The following is a 24,340-nucleotide window of genomic DNA, read 5'->3' on the forward strand; positions in this document are numbered from 1 at the left end:
CCAAGACGGCCGACCGCCCCGCCGGCACGGATGCCGACGGGGCGGGGACGGGCGGCGCGGCGCAGGTCACCGCTTGCGGACGTACTTCCTGACCAGCACCCCGTTGTCGAAGGAGCGGACGGACTCCAGCGTGAAGTCGGTGACCGCGAAGTGGGAGCCGAACATCGGCATGCCCGAGCCGTACACCTGCGGATACGTCTTGATCACCAGCTCGTCGACCTCGTCGATCAGCTCGCCCGCGAGCTGCGAGCCGCCGCAGAGCCAGATGCCGAGCTCGCTGTCCTCCGCCTTCAGCTCGCGGATCGCGCCGACCAGGTCGTCGGCGATGAGCGTGACGTTCGCGTCGGGCGACTCCTCCAGGCTCCGGGTCGCGACGTACTCGCGCAGATGCCCGTACGGGCTGGTGAGGTTGGCGTCGAGGGCGAGCTGGTAGCTGCCCCGCCCCTGGATCACCGTGTCGAACTGCCGGCTGTCCAGGTCCTCGAGGCCGAGCATCTTGCGGCCCTCGGCGGAGATGGTCTCCGGGTACTCCGTCTTCAGGAACTCCAGGAACTCCTCGTTCACGAACTGGTACATGGACGACGCGTCACCACTCGGGTCGCCGATGAAGCCGTCGATCGAGCAGGCGACGAAGTAGGTGAGCTTGCGCAAGGTGGTCCTCGTTTCCCTTAGGCGATGGTGGCGGCTGAGCCCTGCCGGGGCAAAACCACTTCACACATAGTGCTCTGGCTGTAGTGGTTACGCAAGGGCATTACTGAAAGTGAGAGATGGCGTTCCGGATGAGGGGAAGGGGGGCCGAGTGCGGCGTCCCGCCGCCGGCGACCTGAGGGGGCTTCAGCTCGAAGAGGCGCGCAACCCCGGAAAACACGAAGATCCCGCCCGATCTAACGATCGGACGGGATCTCGTCAACCATCCCCGAGCTGACTCAAGAACAGTTGTTGCGGTGGACCTGAGGGGATTCGAACCCCTGACCCCCTCGATGCGAACGAGGTGCGCTACCGGACTGCGCCACAGGCCCTTGCAACGAGTGAAACTCTAGCATCCCCATCGGAGTGCTCGGAAATCCGCTCCCCCCGCCCAGCCGCTGGTCGGCGCGGTGCGGGCGGGGCGCCCCGGCCGGGGCGGGTCACTCGTTGGCGGCGCGGGGGCGGTCGTCGTCGGCGTACTGGTCGAACAGCGGGGTGCGGCCGCGCTCGCGGGGGCGGCGGCGGTAGCGGCCCGCGCGGCGCTCCTCGGGGGCGCCCTGGCCGTGGTCGGCCGTGGGCTCGGCTGCGCTCGAGCGGGCGGAGCTCCAGGTGTCCGGACCGCCCAGGTCGACGCCGGCACCGGCGCGGGGGGCGACCGGCGCCGAGACGTACGTCGGCAGCGGCACGGGCACGGGCTCCCAGCCCTCCCCCGCACCGCGGTCGCGCTGCTGGTCGACCCACTCGGCGTGGTCCGTCTGCTCGACCAGGGCGCGGCGGCCCGCGCTGTGCGGGGAGGCGTCGGCGGGGCCGGGGCCCTGGCGGTGGATCACGGTGTCAGCGGCGGCGTCCGTCTCCGGGGCCGCCGCGTGAGGGCGGGGCCGGCCCTCGCGCAGCCGCTGCGCCGCCAGCTCGGCGCGGCGCTGGTCCATGGTGAAGGCGAACCGGCGCCGCTCCTGGATCCGCAGGTAGCAGATGTAGGCGCTCAGGAGCGCCGCCGGGACGGCGGGCGCCCACAGGAACGCCAGGCCGCCGACGCCCGCGACGATCGCGCCGACGGTGAAGCCGAGGAAGAGCAGGACGGTGGTCCGGCGCCTGCGGGCGAGGACCTTGGAGCGGCGGGCGCGCTCGGCGGCCGTCTGCGCGGAGACCTGCCCGGAGGCGGAGGCGGGGCCGGCTGCCGCCGGACCCTGCGCCGGCCCGGAGGCGGGCACGCCGAAGGACCGGGCGTCGACCGATTCGGTCGCGACGTCCGGCTCGGGCGCGCGGGGCTCCGGCTCCGGCTCCGCGGGTTCCGCGGAGGCCGGCGCCTCGGCGGGGGCGCGCCCCTCGAGGTCCTTGGCGTAACGGCGCTCCATGCCCGCCCGTCCGGACAGCAACCGGATGGCCGTGCTGAAGCGTTCCGTCGGACGGGCTTCATTGAGCTCGTCCTGCCTACGGAGCCACATCGGCACCAAGTAGGCGGCCCAGGCCCCGACGATGACTGCGTAGATCAGGCCGCTGCTGCTCACCCGTCCAACGGTAGAGGGGTACGCGCGGCGGATTCCGCCAATTGGCGCGGTGTGTCGCACGATCCGGCTGATATCTCGAACTTTTTTTGTGATTACTGAGACCGGAAGTCAACGAATACCGTCAATTGACAGTCAAATTCGAACGTTTATTTTATTTCTGCGGGGCCGCCCGCACCGGCCCCCGTTCCGTCGACCGGACGGGACCGCCGCCAGCGGGTCAGCAGCCCCTCGGGGACCTCCTCGGCGGTCAGCGCGTAGACCAGGTGGTCCCGCCACGCGCCGTCGATGTGCAGATAGCGCGGGCGCAGCCCCTCCTCACGGAAACCGAGCTTTTCCACGACCCGGCGGCTGGGCAGGTTCTCGGGCCGGATGCAGACCTCGACGCGGTGCAGCCCCACGGTGCGGAAGCAGTGGTCCACCACCAGCGCGACGGCCGTCGGCATCACGCCCCGGCCCGCGACCGCCTCGTCCACCCAATAGCCGACGTGGGCCGAGCACATGGAGCCCCAGGTGATCCCGGCGACGGTCAGCTGGCCCACCAGCTGGCCCCGGTACTCGATCACGAACGGCAGCATCCGCCCGGCGTGCGCCTCGGCCCGCAGGTGGCGGACCATCTGCCGGTAGGTGGGGCGCTGGGCGGGCGGGACGCCGGGCGGGGGCGGGGGGACGGTCGCCTCCCAGGGGCGCAGCCAGTCGCGGTTGCGCCGGTTGACCTCGCGCCAGGCGCGCTGGTCGCGCAGCCTTATGGGGCGCAGGGCGATGTCGCCGTCCGCCAGCTCGACGGGCCAGATGTTCATGCGGGGCTTCGCGGGTGGTCGCCGCCGTGCAGCTGGTCCACGGCGTGGACGAGCAGCCGCTCCAGGACGGCCAGGCCGTCGCGCACCCCGCCCGTCGAGCCGGGGAGGTTGACGATCAGTGTTCGGCCGGCCACTCCGGCCAGCCCCCGGGAGAGCGCCGCCGTGGGCACCTTGGCCATGCCCTCGGCGCGGATGGCCTCGGGGATGCCGGGGATGTCGTGGTCGAGGACGCGGCGGGTGGCGTCGGGGGTGCGGTCGGTGGGCGAGATGCCGGTGCCGCCGGTGGTGACGACGACGTCGTAGCCGGCCGCGACCGCCTCCCGCAGGGCGGCCTCCACGGGGTCGCCGTCGGGGACGACGCGCGGGCCGTCCACGGCGAAGCCCATGCGGCCCAGGCCCTCGGCGAGGAGGGGGCCGCCCTTGTCCTCGTATACCCCGGCGGCGGCCCGGTTGGAGGCCGTCACCACGAGCGCCCGGTAGGCGGTGTCCGGGCGGGGGCTCATACGGCGCCGCCGGTGGCCGCGGGGCGTACGTAGTCGCCGGACTTGCCGCCGGTCTTCTCCTCCACCCGGATGTCGGTGACGACGGCGCTCTTGTCGACGGCCTTGACCATGTCGACCACCGTCAGAGCGGCGACGGCGACGGCCGTCATGGCCTCCATCTCCACGCCCGTACGGTCCGTGGTGCGCACGGTGGCCAGGATCTCGACGGCGTCGTCGGCGAGGGTGAGGTCGACCGTGACCCCGGACAGGGCGAGGGGGTGGCAGAGCGGGATCAGCTCGGGGGTGCGCTTGGCGCCCATGATCCCGGCGATGCGGGCGGTGGCGAGGGCGTCGCCCTTGGGGACGCCCTCGCCGCGCAGGAGCTCCACGACGCGCGGCGCGACGAGCACCCGGCCGCTGGCCCGGGCGGTGCGGGCGGTGATCTCCTTGGCCGAGACGTCGACCATGCGGGCCGCGCCCGCGTCGTCGAGGTGGGTGAGATGCTCCTGCGCGCTGCTCATCGTTCTCCCGGTCCGGGCCCCTGTGGTGCTTGTGGGCAGCCACCGTACCCGGCGGGGCGGCCGGTCAGTCGAGAAGCACCACGTCCAGTTCGGTGCCCGGTGGGACGCAGGTGGCGTCCTCGGGGACGACGATCAGGGCGTTGGCGTCGGCGAGTGCCTTGACCAGGTGTGATCCCGCGCCGCCGACCGTGGTGACGGTCCCGTCCGCGTAGTGGCCGCGCAGGTACTGGCGCCGGCCCTCGGGCGAGGATTCGACGCCCTCGGCGCACACCGCCCGGACGGTCCGGCGGTCGGCGAAGGGCTCGAGCCCCATCAGGGCGCGCAGGGCGGGCCGTACGAAGAGCTCGAAGGAGACGTAGGAGCTGACGGGGTTGCCCGGCAGGGCGAAGAGGGGGGTGCGGTCGGGGCCGATGCGGCCGAAGCCCTGGGGCTTGCCGGGCTGCATGGCCAGCCGGCGGAAGGCCACGCTGCCCTCCTCGCCGGTCAGCCCGGAGAGGGCCTCCTTGACCACGTCGTACGCCCCGACGCTGACGCCGCCGCTGGTGACGACCGCGTCGGCGCGGATGAGCTGGTCCTCGAGGGTGGCGCACAGCGTGTGGGGGTCGTCCTCGACGGCTCCGACGCGGTAGGCGATGGCTCCGGCGTCGCGGGCGCAGGCAGTGAGCATGAAGCTGTTGGAGTCGTGGATCTGCCCGGCGGCGAGCTGCTCGCCGGGCGGGACGAGCTCGCTGCCGGTCGACAGGATCACCACGCGGGCTCGTGGGCGGACCTTCACGGTGGCGCGGCCGATGGCGGCCAGCAGGCCGATCCGGGCCGGGCCGAGGACCGTGCCGGCCTTCAGGGCGATCTCGCCGGCGCCGACGTCGCTGCCGCGGGCGCGGATGTGGGCGCGGGGGGCGGCGGGGCGGTGGACGCGGACCTCGCCGCCGGCGCCGTTCGTGCCGGGCCCGGCGGCCATGGCGGTGACGGGGCCGCCGCCCGTGCCGCCGTCGGTCCACTCGACGGGGACGACGGCCTCGGCGCCGGGCGGCACCGGGGCGCCGGTCATGATGCGGACGGCCTCGCCCGGGCCGACGGCGGTCCGCTCGCCGCTGCCCGCCGCGATGTCGCCGACCACGGTGAGCACCGCCGGGAACTGCTCGCTGGCGCCCTCGACGTCGGCGGCCCGGACGGCGTAGCCGTCCATGGAGCTGTTGTCGAAGGGGGGCAGGGCGGCGGGGACGGTGATGTCCTCCACCAGCACACAGCCCTGGGCGTCCAGGAGTTGCAGCTCGATCGGCTCCAGCGGGCGGATCTTCCCGAGGATGTCGTCGAGGTGCTCGTCCACCGACCAGAGGCGGTCCCCCCTGGCGGCCTTGTCGGCGGTCCTGCTCAAAGCGCTACATCTCCTCGGTGACGTAACTTCGAAGCCAGGCCCGGAAGTCGGGGCCCAGGTCTTCACGTTCGCATGCCAGTCTGACAATGGCACGCAGATAGTCACCGCGGTCACCGGTGTCATAGCGGCGGCCCTTGAAGACCACGCCGTGCACGGGCCCGCCGAGGCCCGGCTCGGCGGCCAGCGCCTGGAGGGCGTCGGTGAGCTGGATCTCGCCGCCGCGGCCGGGCTCGGTCTCGCGCAGCACGTCGAAGATCGCCGGGTCGAGGACGTACCGGCCGATCACGGCGTAGTTGCTGGGCGCCTCGTCGGGGTCGGGCTTCTCGACCAGGCCGGTGACCTCGACGACACCGTCGGTGTCGGTGGGCTTGACCGCCGCGCAGCCGTAGAGGCCGATCTGGGCGTGCTCGACCTCCATGAGCGCGATCACGCTGCCGCCGTGCTTGCGCTGGATCTCGACCATGTGGGAGAGCAGCGGGTCACGGGCGTCGATGAGGTCGTCGCCGAGCAGCACCGCGAAGGGCTCGTCGCCGACGTGCGGGGCCGCGCACAGCACCGCGTGGCCCAGGCCCCGGGGGTCGCCCTGGCGGACGTAGTGCATGGTGGCCAGGTCGCTGGACTCCTGGACCTTGGCGAGCCGGGAGTCGTCGCCCTTGCGGCGCAGGGCCTCCTCGAGCTCGTAATTGCGGTCGAAGTGATCCTCCAGCGGACGCTTGTTCCGTCCGGTGATCATGAGGACGTCCGACAGCCCCGCGTGGGCGGCCTCCTCGACCACGTACTGGATCGCCGGCTTGTCGACGACCGGCAGCATCTCCTTGGGCGTGGCCTTGGTGGCGGGGAGAAAACGCGTTCCGAGCCCGGCGGCTGGGATGACAGCCTTGCTGATCCGAGGGCGGGATTGAGTCATGGGCCGAACACTATCCGTTGAGATTGAGCGGAAGATGTGACTCCGCCGAGTATGACCCGAGACAAGGAGTTTGTACGAACAATGATCGAGTCCGCCGGAACACCCGCCCCCGTCGACCGTAGCAAAGCCGCCTTGCGGCGGTCCCTCCTGGCGGTGAGGTCGGGGTTGACCAAGGATGACATCCAGGCGGCGGAGGCCGCGCTGGGGCGGCGGGCGCTGGAGCTGCCGGAGCTCGCGGGGGCGGGGACGGTGGCCGCGTACGTCTCGGTCGGCGGCGAGCCGGGCACGCGCGCGCTGCTGGACGCGCTGCGCGCGCGGGGCGTGCGGGTCCTGCTGCCGGTCCTGCTCCCCGACAACGACCTCGACTGGGGGCTCTACCGCGGCGCGGACCACCTCGTGCGGGCCGCCAAGGGGCTGCTGGAGCCCGACGGCGAGCGGCTGGGCCCCGACGCCGTGACGCGGGCGGACGCCGTCCTGCTGCCGGGGCTGGCCGTGGACGGGCGCGGGCTGCGGCTGGGGCGCGGCGGCGGCTCGTACGACCGGGTCCTGGCCCGCCTGGACCGGGCGGGGGCCGACCCCGCGCGCGTGGTGCTCCTCTACGACGACGAGGTGGTCGCGCGGGTCCCGGAGGAACCGCACGACCACCCCGTGCACGCGGTGGTCACCCCTGGCGGGGTGCGCCGCTTCCGGCCGTGAGACGGCCGGCTACGGCTTGAGCGTCAGCGTCGCGTCCGCCGCCTTCTTGACCGCGTCCGCGCTGTAGGCCCAGGGGAGCAGCTCGCCCTTGGCCCACTTGTCGGTCTGGTCGTAGTAGTGGGCGTTGTAGGCGTGGCCCGAGGCGCCGGTGAGGTTGATCCAGCGGGACTTGTCGAGGTCGCCGAGGTTGACGACCATCCGCATGGACGGCACCCAGATCACGTCGTAGCCGCCCGCGGCGTTCCAGCCGGCGGCGTTGACGGCCGCCTCGCCGCCGGCGAGGTTCCAGGGCCCGCGGTTGAGCATCCACTTGACGATGGACGGGCCCTCCTTGCCGAGGGTCTGGTTCTTCAGCGTCAGCTGGTGCAGGCGGCCCCAGCTCCACTGCGTGACGTCCTTGCCGAGCTTGGAGGTCAGCTCCCAGCGGGCGTCCTTCATCGCGCGGGCCAGCAGCTCGTCGCGGTTACGGGTGCGCTCGTCGGGGTTGGCGCGGGTGCCGTTGGTCCGCCACCACGCGTTGTCGGGCTTGTCGAGGATGTTGCGGACGACCTCGAACCAGCGGTCGCCGCCGTCGGGCTGGGCGTTGTCGGGCTCGCGCTCGCCGCACTCCACGACCAGGCGGGTGCTGCCGTCCAGGTCCTCCTGGGGGCGGGGGCCGTCGGCCGGGCGCACCCGCAGGCACTGGTCCTTGGCCCGCAGCTCCTTGGGGAGCTTGTTGCCGAAGGCCAGCTTGAGGGTGTTGCGCCAGACCGCGTTGAAGTACGCGGCGGCCGCCGAGTCGGCCTCCTGGTTGTAGTCCCAGTCCTTCAGCAGCTTCTGCGCCTCGCGGACGTACTTCGTCTCGCGCTCGTTGGCGCCCTTGAGGTCGATCTTGAGCAGGTAGGGCGTGAGCAGCTTGGCGATCTCGCTGCTGTTGTCCAGCTGCATCTTCTGCATGTCGTCGGTCGAGATCTTCCCGCCGTCCTTGATCTTCGACTCGATGAGGTCGTTGATCCGCTGGCTGCGGGCGCCGTAGCCCCAGTCCTGCGTCAGGAGGTAGGGGTACTTCTTGTCGGCGACGGCCTGGTTGGCGGTGACGATGTAGCCGCGCTTGGGGTTGTAGTCGTACGGCAGCGCGGACTGCGGCACCCAGCCGGTCCACTGGTAGGCCGGGTCCCAGCCGGGGGCCGGGTAGCGGCCGTCGACGACGGGGGCCTCGGTCTTGCCGTCGGTCCTGCCGTCCGCCTTGGCGGCCTCGTCCCGGGCGTCGATCTTGCCGTCGCCGTTGAGGTCGGCCTTCGGGGTGTTGCCGGTGCCGGTCTGGCCGGTGTTCGCGCCGGTCTGGCCGGCCGGCTCCTCGCCCTTGCCGGCCTTGCCGCGGACCGGGATGCGGCCGGGGGCCTGGTAGCCGATGTTGCCCTTGGTGTCGGCGTAGATCAGGTTCTGCGAGGGGACCTCGAAGTCGGCCGCGGCCTTGCGGAAGGAGGTGAAGTCGTTCGCCTGGTTCAGCGCGAAGAGGCCGTCCATGGTCTTGCCGGCGTCCAGCGCCGTCCAGCGCAGCGCGACCGCGTAGCCCTCGCCGCGGTCGGGCGCCGGGTCCTTCACGGGCGCCTTCTCGCCGACCTTGACGAGCTCGTCGTTGCGGTCGGAGACGATCGGTCCGTTGTTGGTCTCGCGGACGGTGATCTCACGGCTCTTCTCGCCCGCGACCTTGATGGTCTCCTTGCGGGTGGCGAAGGCCTGCTGCTTGCCGTCGTAGAGGTAGGAGTCGGCGGTGACCTTCTCCAGGTACAGGTCGGAGACGTCGGCGCCCAGGTTGGTCATGCCCCAGGCGATGTCCTGGTTGTGGCCGATGACCACGCCCGGCATGCCGGAGAAGGTGTAGCCGGCCACGTCGTACGGGCACTGCGCGCTGGTCTTGTTGCAGTGCAGGCCCATCTGGTACCAGAGCGAGGGCATCTGCGGCGCGAGGTGCGGGTCGTTGGCCAGCAGCGGCTTGCCGGTGGTCGTGTACTGACCGGAGACGACCCAGGAGTTGGATCCGATGCCGTTGCCGCTGGGGCCGAGCAGTGCCGGGACCTTCTCCAGGGTGCTCGACAGCGAGGCCAGGCTGGAGCGCAGGCCCCCGGCGGCGCCCGCGCCGCCCGTCGCCGCGCCCGCGGCGGTGCCCGGCTGGGTGGCGCCCGCGGCGGCACCCTTGGGGTCGTAGGTCTTGCCGGTGGGGTCGACGGAGCCGCCCTCGACGATCGGCTTGTTCCGGTCGTACGGGTACGCCGGGTACAGCTCCTCGATCTGCTGCGGGCTCAGGCGGGAGGCGGAGAGCGAACGGTCGATCTCGTCCTGCAGATTGCCGCGCAGGTCCCAGGCCATGGCCTTGAGCCAGGCGACGGAGTCGACCGGGCTCCAGGGCTCGGGCGCGTAGTCGTTCTCGAACTCCAGGGCCGCGTACTCGACGGACAGCTTCTTGCCCTTGCGGTCCTTCAGGTAGGCGTTGACTCCGTCGGAGTAGGCCTGCAGGTACTTCTTGGTGGTCGGCGACAGCTTGGAGTCGTACTCCTGCTGTGCGACCTTGCGCCAGCCCATGGTCCGCAGGAACGCGTCGGTCTCCACCTGGCCGGAACCGAACATCTCGGAGAGCCGTCCGGCCGTCAGGTGCCTGCGGACGTCCATCTCCCAGAACCGGTCCTGCGCCTGCACGAAGCCCTGGGCGCGGAAGAGGTCCTCGGCACTGTCCGCGTACACCTGCGGAATGCCGTTCTTGTCGCGCGCGACCTTCACCTCTCCGGAGAGGCCCTTGAGCTGCAGAGTGCCTTCCGTCTCCGGGAAGGAGGCGCGAACGGTGCTGACGCTCCAGTACGAGCCGTAGGCGACGCCCGCCACGAGCAGCAGCACGAGGGTGATCACGAGCAGGCGGGCGCGTCGCCCCTTCTTCTTCTTGGCGGGGCCGGTCTTGTTGGCGGGCATCGCTGTCCTTAGAGGGGCAGTGTGGTCCTGGAATGCTGGAAGCAACCATAGGCGCAGGGCGGACAGCGCCCGGACTCGGTGCCGATCAGAGCCACCGGCGCGACGATGCGGCGTCAAGAACCCGTAAAATATTAGATGAGGAAATTAACTTCCCGTCGGCTGAACAGTTGTCCGGCCGTAGGGCGAGTCGTCGGCAGGGCCGTCGAGGATGCCGAACGGGACGTTGACCGGAAGGCTGTCGAGAGGGCGGCCGGACCACCGTCAAGGATCAGGAGGAACGTTTCGGTCATACCGTGAAGACACCGACGCACGACGCCCGTGGAAGACCTCGTGAAGGGACCGGCCCCTGACTGTCCACCACCTCAACGAACTCCTGCTGATCTGCTCGCTCGTTCTGCTCGTCGCGGTGGCGGCGGTACGGGTCTCCTCACGCAGCGGGCTGCCCAGCCTGCTCATCTATCTGGGCATCGGCGTCGCCATCGGCCAGGACGGCATCGGCGTCTCCTTCAATGACGTCGGACTCACCCAGGTCATCGGTTACGCCGCACTGGTCGTCATCCTCGCCGAGGGCGGTCTCGGCACGAAGTGGCACGAGATCAAGCCGGCCCTGCCGGCCGCCGCCGTGCTCTCCACCTTCGGTGTCGCCGTCAGCGTGGGCGTCACCGCGGCCGCCGCGCACTATCTGGCCGGCGTCGAGTGGCGCCACGCCCTGATCATCGGCGCCGTGGTGTCCTCCACGGACGCGGCCGCCGTCTTCTCCGTGCTGCGCAACGTTCCGCTGCCCAGCAAGCTCACCGGCGTCCTGGAGGCCGAGTCCGGCTTCAACGACGCCCCCGTCGTCATCCTCGTCGTCGCCTTCTCGGCCGCGGGCCCGGTCGACGACTGGTACATGCTCCTGGGCAGGATCGCGCTGGAGCTGGCCATCGGCGCGGCCTGCGGCCTCGCCATCGGCTGGCTGGGCGCCTACGGGCTGCGGCACGTGGCCCTGCCCGCCTCCGGCCTCTACCCGATCGCCGTGATGGCCATCGCCGTCACCGCCTACGCGGCCGGCGCGCTGGCCCACGGCTCCGGCTTCCTGGCCGTCTACCTCGCCTCGCTGATCCTCGGCAACGCCAAGCTGCCGCACTGGCCGGCCACCCGCGGCTTCGCGGAGGGGCTGGGCTGGATCGCGCAGATCGGCATGTTCGTCCTGCTCGGCCTGCTGGTCACCCCGCACGAGCTGGGCGACGACATCATGCCGGCGCTGGTGGTGGGGCTGGTGCTCACCATGATCGCCCGGCCGGTGTCGGTGTTCCTGAGCCTGGCGCCCTTCCGGACGTCCTGGCAGGAGAAGACACTGCTGTCCTGGGCCGGGCTGCGCGGCGCGGTGCCCATCGTGCTCGCCACCATCCCCATGGTGGCCGGCGTCTCCGACAGCCGCCGGATCTTCAACGTCGTCTTCATCCTGGTGATCGTCTACACCCTGGTGCAGGGCCCGACCCTGCCCTGGCTGGCCCGGCACCTGCGGCTGGGCGAGAACGAGCCGGAGGACCTGGGCATCGAGTCGGCCCCGCTGGAGCGGCTGCGCGGGCACCTGCTGTCCGTCGCGATCCCCGAGGGCTCGAAGATGCACGGCGTGGAGGTCTCGGAGCTGCGGCTGCCCGCGGGGGCCGCCGTCACCCTGGTCGTCCGGGACGGCTCCAGCTTCGTACCGGGGCCCACGACCGTCCTGCGCCACGGCGACGAGCTACTGGTGGTCGCCACCGATCCGGTGCGCGACGCCGCCGAGCGGCGGCTGCGCGCGGTGGGCGAGGGCGGCAAGCTCGCGGGCTGGCTGGGCACGGCCACCCTGGCGGCCGAAGGTCCCGCGGATGCTTCCGCAAAGCGGAAGGCAAAGAGGGGTCTGGTAAAGAGGAAGTAGGTTAAGTAAGCTATTCGCTCATGTAGTGAGGATTTCCGCTACGTAGCGTTCGTTTACGAACTCTTCCCGAACAAACCGAACCAACTCTGCCTGATGCAGGGCTGGCGCGACCGCACGGCGGCCGCGGTCGCGCGACACAAGGCGGCCGGATAGGCATCTACCACGGTCCTGCGCGAGAGGACAGCTCTCGGCGCGCACCGTGCGGCGACCCCGTTCGGGGCGTGCTACCAGGCGGCGGAAAGGCCCGGCCGTGGCATCCACGGTCAACGACACCGCCGGGGCACGCCCCGGGTACGGCAGCCTGCTGCGCACGCGCGGCGCGCTGTCGTTCCTGCTCCCCGGTTTCCTGGCCCGGCAGCCCTTCGCGATGCTGACCATCGGCATCCTGCTGCTGGTCAACCACACCACCGGCTCGTACGGCACCGCCGGCACCGTCTCCGCGACGGCGGGCGTGGCCATGGCCCTGTTCGCCCCGCAGAGCGGCAAGCTCGCGGACCGCTTCGGACAGGCCGCGGTGCTGATCCCCGGCGTCATCGTGCACGCCGCCGCGATCTCGCTGCTGACAGTGCTCGCACTGTCGGACGCGCCCCTGTGGGCGCTGCTCGCGGCGGCCGTGCCGGCCGGTGCGTCGACCCCGCAGATCGGGCCGATGGTGCGGGCGCGGTGGGCCTCGATACTTGGGGGCACCTCCCAGACGGAGTCTGGGGGAAGCTCGCCGCTGATGCCGACGGCCGCGGCCTTCGAGTCGGTCACCGACGAGTTCACCTTCGTGATCGGCCCGGTGCTGGCCACGGCGCTGTGCACGGGCGTCCACCCGGCCGCCGGTCTGGTCGCGGAGGCCGTGCTGACCCTGGCCGGCGGTCTGCTGTTCGCCTCGCAGCGGCGCACGCAGCCGCAGCCGAGCGGCGCGGCGGCCGGCGCCGCCGAGGCCGGCAAGCGCGTCTCCGCGCTGTCCGTGCCGGGCGTGCGGGTGCTGGCGATCGTCATGCTGGGCATCGGCACCGTCTTCGGCGGCATGCAGGTGTCGATGACCGCCTTCACCAAGGAGATGGGCGACCCGGGCCTGAACGGTCTGATGTACGGCGCCTTCGCGGCCGGAAACATGATCGCGGGCATAGCCTGCGGCGTCATCGCCTGGAAGACGAGCCCGCAGCGCCGTCTGCTGCTGGCCTACCCGCTGCTGGTGCTGGCCACGATCCCGCTGTGGGCCGCGCACCACATGGTCCTGCTGGGCGCCCTCGGCATGCTGGTGGGTCTGTGCATCGCCCCCTCGCTGATCACCGGCTACACGCTGGTGGAGAAGCTGGTCCCGGCGGGCGCCCGCACCGAGGCGTTCACCTGGCTCACCGGCGCGGTCGGCCTGGGCCAGGCGGCCGGCGCCACCGTGGGCGGCCGGCTGATCGACGCCCACAGCGCGAGCACCGGTTTCCTGGTGCCGCTGGGCGGTACGGTCCTGGCCCTGGTGGTCCTGCTGGCGCTGCGCAAGGCGCTCACCCCGAAGGGCGAGTCGGTCGTCGCGGCACGTGGGGTCGGTCACCGTGAGCCGGTTTCGGTGGACTGACGGACCGGAATACTGCACTATTGAGCGTCGTTAGCACTCAACGAGTGAGAGTGCCAGGAGGAGCAAGTGCCGACTTACCAGTACCAGTGCACCGAGTGCGGCGAGGGCCTCGAGGCGGTGCAGAAGTTCACCGATGACGCCCTGACCGTATGCCCGCAGTGCGACGGACGCCTCAAGAAGGTGTTCTCTGCAGTCGGCATCGTCTTCAAGGGCTCCGGCTTCTACCGGAACGACAGCCGCGGCTCGTCGTCCAGCAGCAGCCCGGCGGCGAAGTCGACGACTTCCACGTCGTCCACCTCGAGCAGCTCCTCCACGTCCACGAGCTCCACGAGCACGTCGTCGTCGAGCACGAGCAGCAGCTCGGCCGCCTGACGCACCGCGTACGCACCGAAGCCCGCCGCCTCCCCGTGAGGCGGCGGGCTTCGTCGTTCCGTGCCCTCCGCACGGCGCGGAACGGCGGTTAGGGTGACCGCATGGCCGACACGATCAGCGCAGCAACGCCCGCGGAAACGGCGGGAACGGCGGGAACGGCGGAGATAGGCGTCATCGGCGGGTCGGGGTTCTACTCCTTCCTCGACGATGTGACCGAGATCACCGTGAAGACTCCCTACGGTGCGCCGAGCGACTCGCTCTTCCTCGGCGAACTGGCCGGCCGCAAGGTCGCCTTCCTGCCGCGCCACGGCCGCGACCACCGGCTGCCGCCGCACCGCATCAACTACCGGGCCAACCTCTGGGCGCTGCGCTCGGTCGGCGTGCGGCAGGTGCTGGGCCCGTGCGCGGTGGGCGGCCTGCGGGAGGAGTACGGGCCGGGGACGCTGCTCGTACCGGACCAGCTGGTGGACCGTACGAAGTCCCGCACGCAGACCTTCTTCGACGGTGAGCCCCTGGCGGACGGCACCGTGCCGAAGGTCGTGCACATGACCTTCGCCGACCCCTACTGCCCCGCCGGGCGCGCGGTGGCGGTGGCGGCGGCGCGCGGGCGGAGCTGGGAGCCGGTGGACGGCGGCACGATGGTCGTCATCGAGGGGCCCCGCTTCTCGACCCGGGCCGAGTCGCGGTGGCACGCGGCGCAGGGCTGGTCGGTGGTCGGCATGACCGGGCACCCGGAGGCCGTGCTGGCCCGTGAGCTGGGCCTCTGCTACACCTCGATGTCGCTGGTCACGGACCTCGACGCGGGCGCCGAGACGGGCGAGGGCGTCTCGCACGAGGACGTGCTGCGGGTCTTCGGGGAGAACGTGGACCGGCTGCGCGAGGTGCTCTTCGACGCCGTGGGCGCACTGCCGAAGACGGCGGACCGGTCCTGCCTGTGCACGCGTGCCCACGACGGCTGGGACCTGGGGATCACGCTGCCGTAGCGGGCGCGTCACCCGGGCGGGCGGCGGGGTTTTCCACAAGCCGCGGGTCGTCCACAGGGCTCAGCGGGATGGGGCGGAAGCGGGGATCGTGAGGGGCGTCCGGTTCGGGGTTCCTCACGACAGGCGGTGGTTCCGGTGCCCTTTTCCTCCATGTCCCCCTCCCCTCCGGCGGCGCGTCCGCCCTCCTGGGCTCCCCCTGGGCGCCGAGTGCCGATGTTCGCGCCGGTGCGGGTCGGGCGGCGCGGGCACTACGGTCAAAGGCGGCGGGGGATCGTCGCGGCCGGGGTGGTGGCGGTCGCCGGCGTGGTGGCGCTGTGCTCGTCCGTGCCGGCCCACTGGCGCGTGGGCTGATCGTGTTGCGCGAGTGGACAGAGCGGCTGTTTTCTCTCGTATCTTATGGAATCGACCATTCCGTCACAGGTGCGCACAGAGAGAGGCTGTTCGGTGAGCGAGAAGAAGACAGGGGTCCTTGGAGGCTTCAAGGCATTCCTGATGCGGGGCAACGTGGTAGACCTCGCGGTCGCCGTCGTCATCGGGGCGGCGTTCACCAACATCGTGAACTCTGTGGTCAAGGGTGTCATCAACCCCGTGGTCGGCGCCTTCGGCACGAAGGACCTCGACCACTACGCGGCCTGCCTCAAGGGCCCGTGCGCCCGCGCCGCGACGGGCGAGGTGACCAAGGGCGTCTACATCCAGTGGGGCGCGGTGCTCAGCGCCACGCTGACCTTCGTGATCACGGCGGCGGTCGTGTACTTCCTGATGCTGCTGCCCATGAAGCGCTGGCAGGACCGCCAGGCCGCCAAGGCCCCGGCGGAGAACAAGCCCGCCGAGCCGACCGAGATCGAGCTGCTGGCCCAGATCCGGGACACTCTGATCGAGCAGCGCCGCGGCCCCGGCTCGGACTCCGTGCCGGCGCCGCGCTAGCGCGCCTCAGAGGTGGTGGGGCGGCTTCTCGTCCAGGAACCGGGCCAGGTCGGCGGCGCTGCTCTCGCTGTCGCTCCGGCCCGGGCGGTCGCCCCAGCCGCGGTCCGTGTCGTCCGAGGACTGCTGCGACAGCGGATCGTCGAAGATCAGTGCGGCGGCCGGGGTGGGCCGGGGCGCGCGGGGTTCGGGGGCGGTGCTCATGCCTCCAGGGTACGGGCGCGCCGGGCCCCTCGGCCCTCGCCTCAGTCCCCGTAGAGCTCCCGGTACGAGGGGAAGACGCCGCCGGGGCCGTCGACGCCCTCCGCGGCCAGCAGCGCCTTGACCACCGCGCGGGTCAGCACGTCCGCGCCGGCGGCCAGGATCTCGTTGACGGCCCCCGCCGCGAAGTCGGCGCTGCCGGGGAGGTGGTCCTCCTCGGGCAGCGGGTGCTCGCCCGTGGCCAGCGCGAAGACGGTGTCGCCGTCGGTCAGCAGGTGGACGGGCCGCACGGCGCGGGCCAGGCCGTCGTGGGCGGTGCCGGCGAGCTTCTGCGCCTGGGCGCGGGTGAGGGCGGCGTCCGTGGCGACGACGGCGATGGTGGTGTTCAGCGGGGGCCGCACGGATCCGGCCCAGCGCTCGGCCGACTCCCGGCGGGCGGCATCCAGGGCCTGCCGGGCGGCGCGGTGGCGCTCCGGCTCCGGGTAGGCGACCCGGCCGCCCTCGTACAGGCGCCCGTAGAGCACGCCCGTCGCCGGGTCGGCCACGGCGCCGGCCGCGTTGACGGCGGCGAGGGCGGCGACGGTCACGCCCGAGGGCAGGACGGCGCCGGCGGTGCCGATGCCTCCCTTGAGGCCGCCGGCCACCGCTCCCGTGCCGGCGCCGACGTTGCCCTGGGCCACGGGGGCGCCGGAGGGGGTACGGGCCGCCGCCTCGGCCGCCTCCCGGCCGAGCGCGGCGTCCGGGCGGGCCCGCCAGTCGCCGCCGCGGCCCAGGTCGAACAGCGCGGCGGCCGGCACCACGGGCACCACCTGGGCGGGGTCCGGTCCCACCCGGAAGCCGCGGCCCGCCTCCTCCAGCCAGGCCATCACCCCGGACGCGGCGTCCAGCCCGTAGGCGCTGCCGCCGGTGAGCACGATCGCCTCGACGCGCTGCACGAGATTGCGCGGGTCCAGGGCGTCCGTCTCCCGCGTCCCGGGGCCGCCGCCCCGTACGTCCACGGCCGCGACCGCCCCGCCCGGCTCGGTGAGCACCACGGTGGTCCCGGTCAGCGCCCCTCCCCCGGTCCGCTGCGCGTGCCCCACCCGCAGTCCGGCCACGTCCGTCAGCGCATCCATCGGCTTACGAGCATCAGTCATCCCTCATGCGTATCACGCACCGCCGCCCGCCTGTTGAGGCCTTTCGGACGGCTTGCTGCGGTCCGGGTCGTCCTCGTCGCCCGTGCCGGTCTCCGGGCGCCTCGCCGCGAGCGTGACGCCCAGGGCCACGGTCAGCGCTCCGACCAGCCCGGCCAGCAGCACCGCCGCCGCACCGCCCGCGCAGGTGCAGGCCAGCACGGCCAGGGCCGCGAGCGGAAGGACCAACTGCTGGGCGGGTCCGCGCTTGTGGTGGCGGGAGTGGATGAGCCATACGGAGAACATGAACAGCGCGGCGGGGACGGTGACGCAGGCCGCCGCGGCGACGTCGGAGATGTGGGCCTTGCCGGTGGCCTGTTCGACCGCCACCTCGATGCCCGCGCCGATGGCGGCCGCCGAGCCGAAGACCAGGTAGTGGCCGTAACCCCACAGGAACGCCTGGCGGTTGGAGGCGAGGTGGAGGTGGATGGGCACGGCGAAGTAGATCCAGTAGGCGGCGAAGATGAGCAGCAGCCCGCCTGCGGCGATCGGCAGCAGGGCGTCCAGCGCCTCCTGCTCGTCGACCGCCGACTGCACGGCCACCGTGGCGGCCGCGACCGTCTCGCCGAGCACGATGATGGTGAACAGGCCGTAGCGCTCGGCGATGTGGCGCGGGTGCCAGGCGGTGGGCCGGTCCCGCTCGGCGAGCGCGGGCACGGCCATCTCCACGAGCGCCATCACGAGGAAGACCCACGGCTTGGCGTGATCGGGCAGCAGGAGCACGCCCAGCCAGCCGACCTGGCAGAGGGAGACGCCGATGGCGTACCGCAGCGCGGTTCCGCGTTCCGCGCCGGTGCAGGCGCGTGCGGCGCGCAGCCACTGGGAGACCAGCGCCAGCCGCATCACCAGATAGCCGAACCAGACCAGGGAGAAGTCGCTGTCGTTGAACGCCCGGGGGATGCCCGCCGCCAGGATCAGCACCCCGGCGATCTGCACCAGCGTCACCACGCGGTACAGCACGTCGTCGGTGTCGTAGGCGGAGGAGAACCAGGTGAAGTTGACCCAGGCCCACCAGATGGCGAAGAACATCATCAGATAGCCGGGGATGCCGTGGCCTGGGTGTCCCTCGGCCAGCGAGTGCACCAGCTGCCGGCCCGCCTGCGCCACCGCGACCACGAAACACAGGTCGAAGAAGAGCTCCAGCGGTGTCGCGGTGCGGTGCTCCTCGTCGCGGCCGCGCTCGGCCATCCGGCGCAGCAGGCCGGAAGGCGGCCGGGCGGGGGGCGAGTCCTCGCTCATAGGGCGATTGTCACCGCTGCCCCCGCACGCCGCGCGTTGTGCGCGGGGGAAGGCCGTGCAAAGCCGTCGGCCCCCGCCCGGAGTGCGGGCGGGGGCCGACGGGACCGCTGTGCGGACCGGGGTGCGTCAGTGCGCGGCCAGGGGCTCCTTGGCCGGCTCCGCGGCCTCGCCCTCGGCGGCCGGGGCGGGGGCGGCGGACTTGCGCGGCAGGACGAACATCAGCGCCAGCACCACGGCGAGCACTCCGGCGACCCACCACATGCCGTGGCGGAACGCCTCCCCGAAGGCCTGTCCGGCGCGGCCCTGGGCGACCGCGCGCTCGTCCAGCGCGTTGAAGAAGGCGACCGACACCAGGCCGAGGCCCACGGCGTTGCCGAGCTGCTGCGTGGTGTTTATCAGCCCGGACGCGGAACCGGAGTGCTCCTGGGGCACCTTGGCGATGACCGTCTCGGTCAGCGGCGCGACGATCAGGCCCATGCCGAGGCCCATGACGGTCAGCGGCAGCGCCATCTGCCAGGGCTGGATGTCCGTGCCGAAGTGGTGGGACTCCCAGATGTAGAGCATGACGCCGGCCATCATCGCCACCGCGCCCGCCTGCAGCACCTTGCGCCCGAAGCGCGGTACGAGCTTCTGCACGGAGATGCCGGCGGCCACCGACACGCCGATGGAGAACGGGATGCCGGTCAGGCCGGCGCGCAGCGGGCTCCAGCCCAGCCCGATCTGCATGTACAGGGTCCAGATCAGGAAGAAGATGCCGCAGGCGATGCCGAAGGCGAGCTCCACGCCGATACCGGCGGCGAAGCTCTTGACCTTGAACAGCGACAGCTCGACCAGCGGCGACCCGTCCTTGCGGGTCTTGTGGCGCTCGTAGAGGACGAAGGCGGCGAAGACGAGCACGCTGCCGGCCATGCAGAGGTTGCCCCACAGCGGCCAGCCGTGCTCGCGGCCCTGGGTCAGCGGGTAGAGCAGCATCAGCACGCCGCCCGTCGCCAGCACGACGCCCACCAGGTCCAGCTTCAGGGCCTGGGGCGCCTTGGACTCGGAGATGAAGGTGCGGCCGAGGATCAGGCCCGCGATGCCGACCGGCAGGTTGACCAGGAAGATGGGCCGCCATTCCAGCCCGAAGAGGTTCCACTGCGTGAGCAGGGCACCCAGGATCGGCCCCGAGACGGCCCCGAGGCCCACGATCGCGCCGAACATGCCGAAGACCTTGCCGCGCTCGTGCGCGGGGAAGGTGGCGTGGACGATGGCCAGCACCTGCGGCACCATCAGGGCCGCGGTCGCGCCCTGCAGGACGCGGGCGGCGACGAGCAGCTGCGGGTCGCCGGCGATGCCGCAGAGCATCGAGGCGAGCGTGAAGCCGCCCATGCCCAGCAGGAAGACCCGTCTGCGCCCGTATATGTCACCGAGCCGCCCGCCCGTGATCAGTCCGGCCGCGAACGCGAGCGCATAGCCCTCGGTGATCCACTGCAGGATGCTGAAGGAGGCGCCGATGTCCTGCTGGATGCTCGGCATGGCGATGTTGACGATGGTGACGTCGACGAGGTCCATGAACGACGCGGTCATCACCACGGCGAGCGCCAGCCAGCGGCGGCGGTCGGCGGCGCCCTCGAGGGGCGGATCGGTGGTCGCTGTGGTGGTCACAGGGGTACTGCCTTCCTGATGGTTCGCCGGGGTCGTCCCAAAAGCTAACCCGCGTATAGGTCAGTACGTGTCCTAGATCGCTGGCAACCTGGACGGCATGACCGACACCCCGGCACGGCTGCTGAATCTGCTGTCGCTCCTCCAGACACCTCGCGAATGGCCCGGCAGCGAGCTCGCCGAGCGGCTCTGTGTCAGTCCGCGCACGATCCGGCGGGACATCGAGCGGCTCCGCGACCTCGGCTACCCCGTACAGGCAACGATGGGAGCGGACGGTGGGTACCGGCTGGCGGCCGGAGCCGCTCTGCCCCCGCTCGTCCTGGACGACGAGGAGGCGGTCGCCATCGCGGTCGGCCTGCGGGCGGGCGCGGGCCATGCCGTGGAGGGCATCGAGGAGGCGTCCGTGCGGGCCCTGGCCAAGCTGGAGCAGGTGCTCCCGTCCCGGCTGCGGCACCGCGTCTCCGCGCTGCAGGCGGCGATGGTGCCCCTGACCGGAGGGGACGGCGCGACCGTCGACCCCCACACCCTGACCGCCATGGCCTCGGCCGCCACCGGCCACGAACGGCTGCGCTTCGCCTACCGCAAGGGCGACGGCACGTCGATGAAGCGCCTGGTGGAGCCGCACCGGCTGATCAGCACCGGGCGCCGCTGGTATCTGGTCGCCTACGACATCGACCGCGACGACTGGCGCACCTTCCGGGTCGACCGGGTGAGCGAGCCGTTCGCCACGGGTGCGCGCTTCACCCCGCGCGAGCTGCCGGTGGCGGACGCGTCGGAGTTCCTGAAGCGGTCCATGGCCCGGCTCCAGCCCACGTACCGCGTCGTGGCGACGTTCCGGGCTCCCGTGGAGTTCGTGGCGGCCCGGCTGCCGCAGTGGCTGGGCACGCCGGTGCGGGTCGACGACGACACCTGCCGGCTGGACGTCACCACGTCCGACTCGCTGGAGTGGGTGGCCTTCCGGCTCGCTCTCGTGGACTGCGAGTTCGAGGCGCACGAGCCCCGGGAGCTGGTCGAGCATCTGGGTGAGCTGGGCGCCCGCATCAGCCGCGCCGCCGGCCCCGCCGCCGTGTCCTGACCCGCCGGGGCCCGTCCCACCGGGAAGGCGGGAATAGAAAAAGGGCCCCGGCGCAAGGGGGGGAGTGCGCCGGGGCCCGCTCTAGGGGGTTATGACTAGGTTATGCCCAATTAAGCCGCCGCGTCGAAACCAGTGTCATGGGCCATCTTCTTCAGCTCCAGCAGCGCGTGCTTCTCGATCTGCCGGATGCGCTCGCGCGTGAGGCCGTGCTGCTTGCCGACCTCGGTGAGCGTGCGCTCGCGGCCGTCCTCGATGCCGTAGCGCGCCTTGATGATCGAAGCGGTGCGGTGGTCGAGGCGCCCGATGAGCCCCTCCAGCTCCTCGCTGCGCAGCAGTGCGATGACCGACTGCTCCGGCGATACGGCGGAGGTGTCCTCCAGCAGGTCGCCGAACTGGGTCTCGCCCTCGTCGTCCACGTGCATGTTCAGGCTCACCGGGTCGCGGGCCCAGTCGAGCACGTCACCGACGCGCTCGGGCGTGGTGCCCAGCTCGGCGGCGATCTCCGCGTGCTCGGGCTCGCGGCCGTTCTCGCGGTTGAACTCGCGCTGCACCCGGCGGATGCGGCCCAGCTCCTCCACCAGGTGGACGGGGAGCCGGATCGTCCGGGACTGGTCGGCGATCGAGCGGGTGATGGCCTGGCGGATCCACCACGTGGCGTACGTGGAGAACTTGAATCCCTTGGTGTAGTCGAACTTCTCCACCGCGCGCACCAGGCCGGCGTTGCCCTCCTGGATCAGGTCCAGGAGCGGCAGGCCGCTGCGCGGGTAGCGGCGGGCGACGGCGACGACCAGGCGCAGGTTGGACTTGATGAAGACGTCCTTGGCCCGGGCACCCTCGGCGGCCAGCGCCTCGAGCTCCTCGCGGGAGGCCTCGCCGGCCTTGGCGCCGCCGTCCTCGAGGCCGTCGAGTATCTGCTGGGCGTACACGCCCGCCTCGATGGTCTGCGACAGCTCGACCTCCTTGGCGGCGTCGAGCAGGGGCGTACGCGCGATCTCGTCGAGGTACATGCCGACCAGGTCGCGATCGGCGATCTCCCCGCCTGTGGCGCGAACACTGCTTGCCTCGTCAGCGCCCTTGGTGGTGGTCTGACGACGGGCGACGGCACGGGTTGCCATGCGTGCTCCCTTGCGATGAGACGGTCGCGGGACGGACCGGACACCCGGGCGGGCGCCCCATCCGAAGTAAAGAACGGCCGGAATCCGGACAGAATTCCCCTGATGCGTCTTCTTTTCTGTGATCATGCAGTACCCTGTCCGGCCACAGAGGGGGGTCGCATGCCGTCGCAGCCAGGGGAAGTGCAGGTCAGGCCGGGTACCGAAGCCGACCTCGGGGCCCTCACGGAGCTCTACAACCACTACGTCCGTGAGACGGCCATCACATTCGACGTCACCCCGTTCACCCCGCAGGAGCGCCGGCGGTGGCTGCTCTCCTACTCCGAAGACGGCCCGTACCGGCTTCTGGTTGCCACGGAAGGCCCGGAAAGCCGGATTCTGGGGTACGCGACCAGCGGTCCCTTTCACGCCAAGGCCGCCTACAGCACCTCCGTCGAGGTCAGCGTGTACTGCGCGCCCGGGGCGGCAGGGCGGGGCATCGGCACGCTGCTGTACGAGGCGCTCTTCGAGGCGCTGGCCGCCGAGGACGTCCACCGCGCGTACGCGGGCGTGACCGAGCCGAACCCGGCCTCGGACCGGCTGCACCGGCGCTTCGGCTTCTCGGTCGTGGGGACGTACCGCGAGGTGGGGCGGAAGTTCGGGCGGTACTGGGACGTGACGCACTATGAGCGGACGCTCGGCGGGGCCTGAACCGGGCCACCCGGTCAGGTGATCGAGTTGCCCGGGGTGTGGGGCGGGTGTGCCCTGGTGGGACGGGGGTGAGTGAGAGGAGCCCTCATGTCCACGCACTCGATCATGCCCGGGCGGCACCACGCCCATGAGGGCCCCGGCCCCGTCCCCCGTACGGGTCATGTCCATTACGGCGGGCGCGCCGAGCGCTGGACGTGGGCCGTCCCCGTCGTCGGCGGCGTCGTCTTCGGCCTCTACACCGTCTTCCTGGCCCACGACAACGGCTTCTCCGAGCTCTCCGGCTGGCTGCTGGGGCTGGTGGCCGCCCTGGTCTCCATGGGCCTGGGCCTCGTGCTGATCCGCGGGCGCGACAGGATGATCACGGAGGTGCGGGCGGCCGCGTTCGGCGCGCTCTTCGGCGCGAGCATCGGCTTCCTGCGCAGCCTGACGGGTGTCTCGGTGCTGCGCTCGGCCGGGATGGGGCTCGTCTTCGGCCTGTGCATGGGCCTGGTGGCGTACTACGTCTTCTACGAGCACGAGCACTGACGGGCACGTACCGGTCCCGATCCGCCCCCGACCGGTCACATACCGGCCGGGAACGTCGCGGACCGGTCGTAGGACCATGGACGGTTCCGCATGCGCGCCCACCCGCCTAGCGTGAACTGCATGGCACCTACAGGCACTTGCATGACAGGCCGCACGGTCCAGGAGGCCCCGGAGCCCTACCCGAACTGCACCGAGCGCTTCGCCAGACCGCTCCAGAAGCCGTCGATGACGGAACGCTGGCCGCCCAACTCCCCCTCGGCGGCGCCCAGGGCGACGAAGAGCGGTGCGAAGTGCTCGGTGCGCGGATGAGCCAGCCGCGCCGCCGGGGCCTTGTTCCCGAAGTCCAGCAGCGCGTCGACGTCCTGCCGCCCGAGCGCCTCGCGCCCCCAGGCGTCGAACTCGGCCGACCAGGCGGGCGGGGCGGTGCCCGCGTGCCGCAGCGCGGCCAGGTTGTGGGTGAAGAAGCCGCTACCGACGATCAGCACGCCCTCGTCGCGCAGCGGCGCGAGCCTGCGCCCGACCTCCAGCAGCCGCCGCGGGTCGAGCGTGGGCAGCGACATCTGCAGCACGGGTATGTCCGCGTCGGGGTACATCTCCACGAGGGGGACGTACGCGCCGTGGTCGAGCCCCCGGTCGGGCAGGTCCTGGACGGGCATGCCGGCGCCGCGCAGCGTCTTGCGCACCCGTTCGGCGAGGGCGGGGGCGCCCGGGGCCGCGTAACGCACCTGGTAGTAGCGCTCCGGGAAGCCCCAGAAGTCGTACACGAGCGGCACCGCCTCGGTAGCACCCAGGGCGAGCGGGGCCTCCTCCCAGTGGGCGGAGACCATCAGGATCGCGGAGGGGCGGGGCAGGTCCCCGGCCCAGGCGGCGAGCTGGCCGGGCCACAGCGGATCGTCCGCGAGGGGCGGCGCGCCGTGCGAGAGGTAGAGGGCGGGCATGCGCCCGCCGGCCTGGGCGCCGGTGACCTGCATCGGGAAGCCTCCTCGGGGTGCTGGTGGGGGTCCTGCCGAGCATTGCTTGAAGTCTCAAGCT

The 24,340-nt window shown here is 71.9% G+C and carries 23 protein-coding genes and 1 tRNA gene; 9 read left to right on the forward strand and 15 right to left on the reverse strand.

Annotated elements, in window-relative coordinates; genetic code table 11:
- Positions 1 to 66: 66 nt before the first annotated feature.
- From AB0G59_RS07335 to galU, 8 genes are all read right to left on the reverse strand, one after another.
- The gene (locus AB0G59_RS07335) at positions 67 to 651 is read right to left on the reverse strand and encodes a dihydrofolate reductase family protein (RefSeq protein WP_360908975.1); all 585 of its coding nucleotides are present in this window, start codon (positions 649 to 651) and stop codon (positions 67 to 69) included.
- 294 nt (positions 652 to 945) lie between these two features.
- Positions 946 to 1,019, reverse strand: a tRNA-Ala gene (locus AB0G59_RS07340).
- A 108-nt stretch (positions 1,020 to 1,127) separates the two neighbouring features.
- Positions 1,128 to 2,195 carry a gephyrin-like molybdotransferase receptor GlpR gene (gene glpR, locus AB0G59_RS07345; protein ID WP_360908977.1) on the reverse strand — a complete coding sequence of 356 codons (1,068 nt, stop codon included), beginning with the start codon at positions 2,193 to 2,195 and terminating at the stop codon, positions 1,128 to 1,130.
- Positions 2,196 to 2,341: 146 nt separating this feature from the next.
- A complete protein-coding gene (locus AB0G59_RS07350; protein WP_360908979.1) occupies positions 2,342 to 2,992 on the reverse strand; it encodes a GNAT family protein in 651 nt (216 codons plus the stop codon).
- The gene (locus AB0G59_RS07355) at positions 2,989 to 3,495 is read right to left on the reverse strand and encodes a MogA/MoaB family molybdenum cofactor biosynthesis protein (protein ID WP_071965255.1); all 507 of its coding nucleotides are present in this window, start codon (positions 3,493 to 3,495) and stop codon (positions 2,989 to 2,991) included. The genes AB0G59_RS07350 and AB0G59_RS07355 overlap by 4 nt, the downstream gene beginning before the upstream one ends.
- Positions 3,492 to 3,995, reverse strand: coding sequence for a cyclic pyranopterin monophosphate synthase MoaC (moaC, locus tag AB0G59_RS07360; RefSeq protein WP_360908981.1), 504 nt, complete (start codon positions 3,993 to 3,995; stop codon positions 3,492 to 3,494). The genes AB0G59_RS07355 and moaC overlap by 4 nt, the downstream gene beginning before the upstream one ends.
- A 64-nt stretch (positions 3,996 to 4,059) precedes the next feature.
- Complete coding sequence (gene glp, locus AB0G59_RS07365) at positions 4,060 to 5,370, reverse strand: gephyrin-like molybdotransferase Glp (protein WP_360908983.1); 1,311 nt, start codon at positions 5,368 to 5,370, stop codon at positions 4,060 to 4,062.
- A gap of 4 nt (positions 5,371 to 5,374) precedes the next feature.
- The gene (gene galU, locus AB0G59_RS07370; protein WP_360908985.1) at positions 5,375 to 6,277 is read right to left on the reverse strand and encodes a UTP--glucose-1-phosphate uridylyltransferase GalU; all 903 of its coding nucleotides are present in this window, start codon (positions 6,275 to 6,277) and stop codon (positions 5,375 to 5,377) included.
- A gap of 81 nt (positions 6,278 to 6,358) precedes the next feature.
- Between galU and AB0G59_RS07375 the strand changes: the two genes are divergently transcribed.
- Positions 6,359 to 6,973 (forward strand): 5-formyltetrahydrofolate cyclo-ligase, encoded by a 615-nt coding sequence (locus AB0G59_RS07375; protein ID WP_071965252.1) that lies wholly within the window; start codon positions 6,359 to 6,361, stop codon positions 6,971 to 6,973.
- Between the two features lie 9 nt (positions 6,974 to 6,982).
- Here AB0G59_RS07375 and AB0G59_RS07380 read toward each other — a convergent pair whose 3' ends face one another.
- The gene (locus AB0G59_RS07380) at positions 6,983 to 9,916 is read right to left on the reverse strand and encodes a penicillin acylase family protein (RefSeq protein WP_360908987.1); all 2,934 of its coding nucleotides are present in this window, start codon (positions 9,914 to 9,916) and stop codon (positions 6,983 to 6,985) included.
- A 406-nt stretch (positions 9,917 to 10,322) separates the two neighbouring features.
- Here AB0G59_RS07380 and AB0G59_RS07385 point away from each other — a divergent pair, with 406 nt between their 5' ends.
- The 5 genes from AB0G59_RS07385 (at position 10,323) to mscL (ending at position 15,656) form a co-directional block, all read left to right on the forward strand.
- A complete protein-coding gene (locus AB0G59_RS07385) occupies positions 10,323 to 11,816 on the forward strand; it encodes a potassium/proton antiporter (RefSeq protein ID WP_360908989.1) in 1,494 nt (497 codons plus the stop codon).
- A 250-nt stretch (positions 11,817 to 12,066) separates the two neighbouring features.
- Entirely contained in the window at positions 12,067 to 13,377 is a 1,311-nt protein-coding gene (locus AB0G59_RS07390) for an MFS transporter (protein WP_360908991.1), read from the forward strand.
- 66 nt (positions 13,378 to 13,443) lie between these two features.
- Positions 13,444 to 13,749 (forward strand): FmdB family zinc ribbon protein, encoded by a 306-nt coding sequence (locus tag AB0G59_RS07395; RefSeq protein ID WP_071961679.1) that lies wholly within the window; start codon positions 13,444 to 13,446, stop codon positions 13,747 to 13,749.
- A gap of 101 nt (positions 13,750 to 13,850) precedes the next feature.
- Positions 13,851 to 14,732: an S-methyl-5'-thioadenosine phosphorylase gene (locus tag AB0G59_RS07400; protein WP_360908994.1), complete on the forward strand. Its 882-nt coding sequence runs from the start codon at positions 13,851 to 13,853 to the stop codon at positions 14,730 to 14,732.
- Between the two features lie 444 nt (positions 14,733 to 15,176).
- Positions 15,177 to 15,656, forward strand: a complete 480-nt coding sequence (gene mscL, locus AB0G59_RS07405; RefSeq protein ID WP_360908996.1) for a large conductance mechanosensitive channel protein MscL — start codon at positions 15,177 to 15,179, stop codon at positions 15,654 to 15,656.
- Between the two features lie 6 nt (positions 15,657 to 15,662).
- Here the strand turns inward: mscL and AB0G59_RS07410 are convergent, their stop codons facing one another.
- The 4 genes from AB0G59_RS07410 to AB0G59_RS07425 all read right to left on the reverse strand — a co-directional run bounded on the left by AB0G59_RS07410 (position 15,663) and on the right by AB0G59_RS07425 (position 19,909).
- The gene (locus tag AB0G59_RS07410) at positions 15,663 to 15,857 is read right to left on the reverse strand and encodes a hypothetical protein (protein WP_360908998.1); all 195 of its coding nucleotides are present in this window, start codon (positions 15,855 to 15,857) and stop codon (positions 15,663 to 15,665) included.
- A gap of 41 nt (positions 15,858 to 15,898) precedes the next feature.
- Positions 15,899 to 16,990: a P1 family peptidase gene (locus AB0G59_RS07415; RefSeq protein ID WP_360909000.1), complete on the reverse strand. Its 1,092-nt coding sequence runs from the start codon at positions 16,988 to 16,990 to the stop codon at positions 15,899 to 15,901.
- 12 nt (positions 16,991 to 17,002) lie between these two features.
- Entirely contained in the window at positions 17,003 to 18,265 is a 1,263-nt protein-coding gene (locus AB0G59_RS07420; protein ID WP_360909002.1) for a low temperature requirement protein A, read from the reverse strand.
- A 126-nt stretch (positions 18,266 to 18,391) separates the two neighbouring features.
- A complete protein-coding gene (locus tag AB0G59_RS07425; protein WP_360909004.1) occupies positions 18,392 to 19,909 on the reverse strand; it encodes an MFS transporter in 1,518 nt (505 codons plus the stop codon).
- 97 nt (positions 19,910 to 20,006) lie between these two features.
- On the opposite strand from AB0G59_RS07425, the gene AB0G59_RS07430 reads away from it, so the two are divergent.
- On the forward strand, positions 20,007 to 20,981 hold the full coding sequence (locus AB0G59_RS07430) for a YafY family protein (RefSeq protein ID WP_360909006.1): 975 nt from the start codon (positions 20,007 to 20,009) through the stop codon (positions 20,979 to 20,981).
- A gap of 110 nt (positions 20,982 to 21,091) precedes the next feature.
- Here the strand turns inward: AB0G59_RS07430 and AB0G59_RS07435 are convergent, their stop codons facing one another.
- Positions 21,092 to 22,096, reverse strand: a complete 1,005-nt coding sequence (locus AB0G59_RS07435) for a sigma-70 family RNA polymerase sigma factor (protein WP_071965025.1) — start codon at positions 22,094 to 22,096, stop codon at positions 21,092 to 21,094.
- Between the two features lie 159 nt (positions 22,097 to 22,255).
- Here AB0G59_RS07435 and AB0G59_RS07440 point away from each other — a divergent pair, with 159 nt between their 5' ends.
- Together AB0G59_RS07440 and AB0G59_RS07445 are read left to right on the forward strand one after the other, a co-directional pair.
- Complete coding sequence (locus AB0G59_RS07440; protein WP_360909008.1) at positions 22,256 to 22,783, forward strand: N-acetyltransferase family protein; 528 nt, start codon at positions 22,256 to 22,258, stop codon at positions 22,781 to 22,783.
- A gap of 87 nt (positions 22,784 to 22,870) precedes the next feature.
- A complete protein-coding gene (locus AB0G59_RS07445) occupies positions 22,871 to 23,308 on the forward strand; it encodes a hypothetical protein (RefSeq protein WP_360909010.1) in 438 nt (145 codons plus the stop codon).
- A gap of 176 nt (positions 23,309 to 23,484) precedes the next feature.
- Here AB0G59_RS07445 and AB0G59_RS07450 read toward each other — a convergent pair whose 3' ends face one another.
- On the reverse strand, positions 23,485 to 24,279 hold the full coding sequence (locus AB0G59_RS07450) for a class III extradiol ring-cleavage dioxygenase (RefSeq protein ID WP_360909012.1): 795 nt from the start codon (positions 24,277 to 24,279) through the stop codon (positions 23,485 to 23,487).
- Positions 24,280 to 24,340 lie beyond the last annotated feature (61 nt).

The organism is Streptomyces sp. NPDC021096 (assembly GCF_040641275.1).
Lineage (GTDB): Bacteria > Actinomycetota > Actinomycetes > Streptomycetales > Streptomycetaceae > Streptomyces.

Bases quoted from the DNA above. Each gene is read 5' to 3' on its own strand.
- AB0G59_RS07410 (WP_360908998.1), bottom strand. From the start codon at position 15,857: ATGAGCACCGCCCCCGAACCCCGCGCGCCCCGGCCCACCCCGGCCGCC.
- AB0G59_RS07375 (WP_071965252.1), top strand. From the start codon at position 6,359: ATGATCGAGTCCGCCGGAACACCCGCCCCCGTCGACCGTAGCAAAGCC.
- AB0G59_RS07450 (WP_360909012.1), bottom strand. From the start codon at position 24,279: ATGCAGGTCACCGGCGCCCAGGCCGGCGGGCGCATGCCCGCCCTCTAC.
- AB0G59_RS07380 (WP_360908987.1), bottom strand. From the start codon at position 9,916: ATGCCCGCCAACAAGACCGGCCCCGCCAAGAAGAAGAAGGGGCGACGC.
- AB0G59_RS07415 (WP_360909000.1), bottom strand. From the start codon at position 16,990: ATGACTGATGCTCGTAAGCCGATGGATGCGCTGACGGACGTGGCCGGA.
- AB0G59_RS07445 (WP_360909010.1), top strand. From the start codon at position 22,871: ATGTCCACGCACTCGATCATGCCCGGGCGGCACCACGCCCATGAGGGC.
- AB0G59_RS07355 (WP_071965255.1), bottom strand. From the start codon at position 3,495: ATGAGCCCCCGCCCGGACACCGCCTACCGGGCGCTCGTGGTGACGGCC.
- AB0G59_RS07350 (WP_360908979.1), bottom strand. From the start codon at position 2,992: ATGAACATCTGGCCCGTCGAGCTGGCGGACGGCGACATCGCCCTGCGC.
- AB0G59_RS07430 (WP_360909006.1), top strand. From the start codon at position 20,007: ATGACCGACACCCCGGCACGGCTGCTGAATCTGCTGTCGCTCCTCCAG.
- AB0G59_RS07440 (WP_360909008.1), top strand. From the start codon at position 22,256: ATGCCGTCGCAGCCAGGGGAAGTGCAGGTCAGGCCGGGTACCGAAGCC.
- moaC (WP_360908981.1), bottom strand. From the start codon at position 3,995: ATGAGCAGCGCGCAGGAGCATCTCACCCACCTCGACGACGCGGGCGCG.
- AB0G59_RS07435 (WP_071965025.1), bottom strand. From the start codon at position 22,096: ATGGCAACCCGTGCCGTCGCCCGTCGTCAGACCACCACCAAGGGCGCT.
- galU (WP_360908985.1), bottom strand. From the start codon at position 6,277: ATGACTCAATCCCGCCCTCGGATCAGCAAGGCTGTCATCCCAGCCGCC.
- AB0G59_RS07420 (WP_360909002.1), bottom strand. From the start codon at position 18,265: ATGAGCGAGGACTCGCCCCCCGCCCGGCCGCCTTCCGGCCTGCTGCGC.
- AB0G59_RS07400 (WP_360908994.1), top strand. From the start codon at position 13,851: ATGGCCGACACGATCAGCGCAGCAACGCCCGCGGAAACGGCGGGAACG.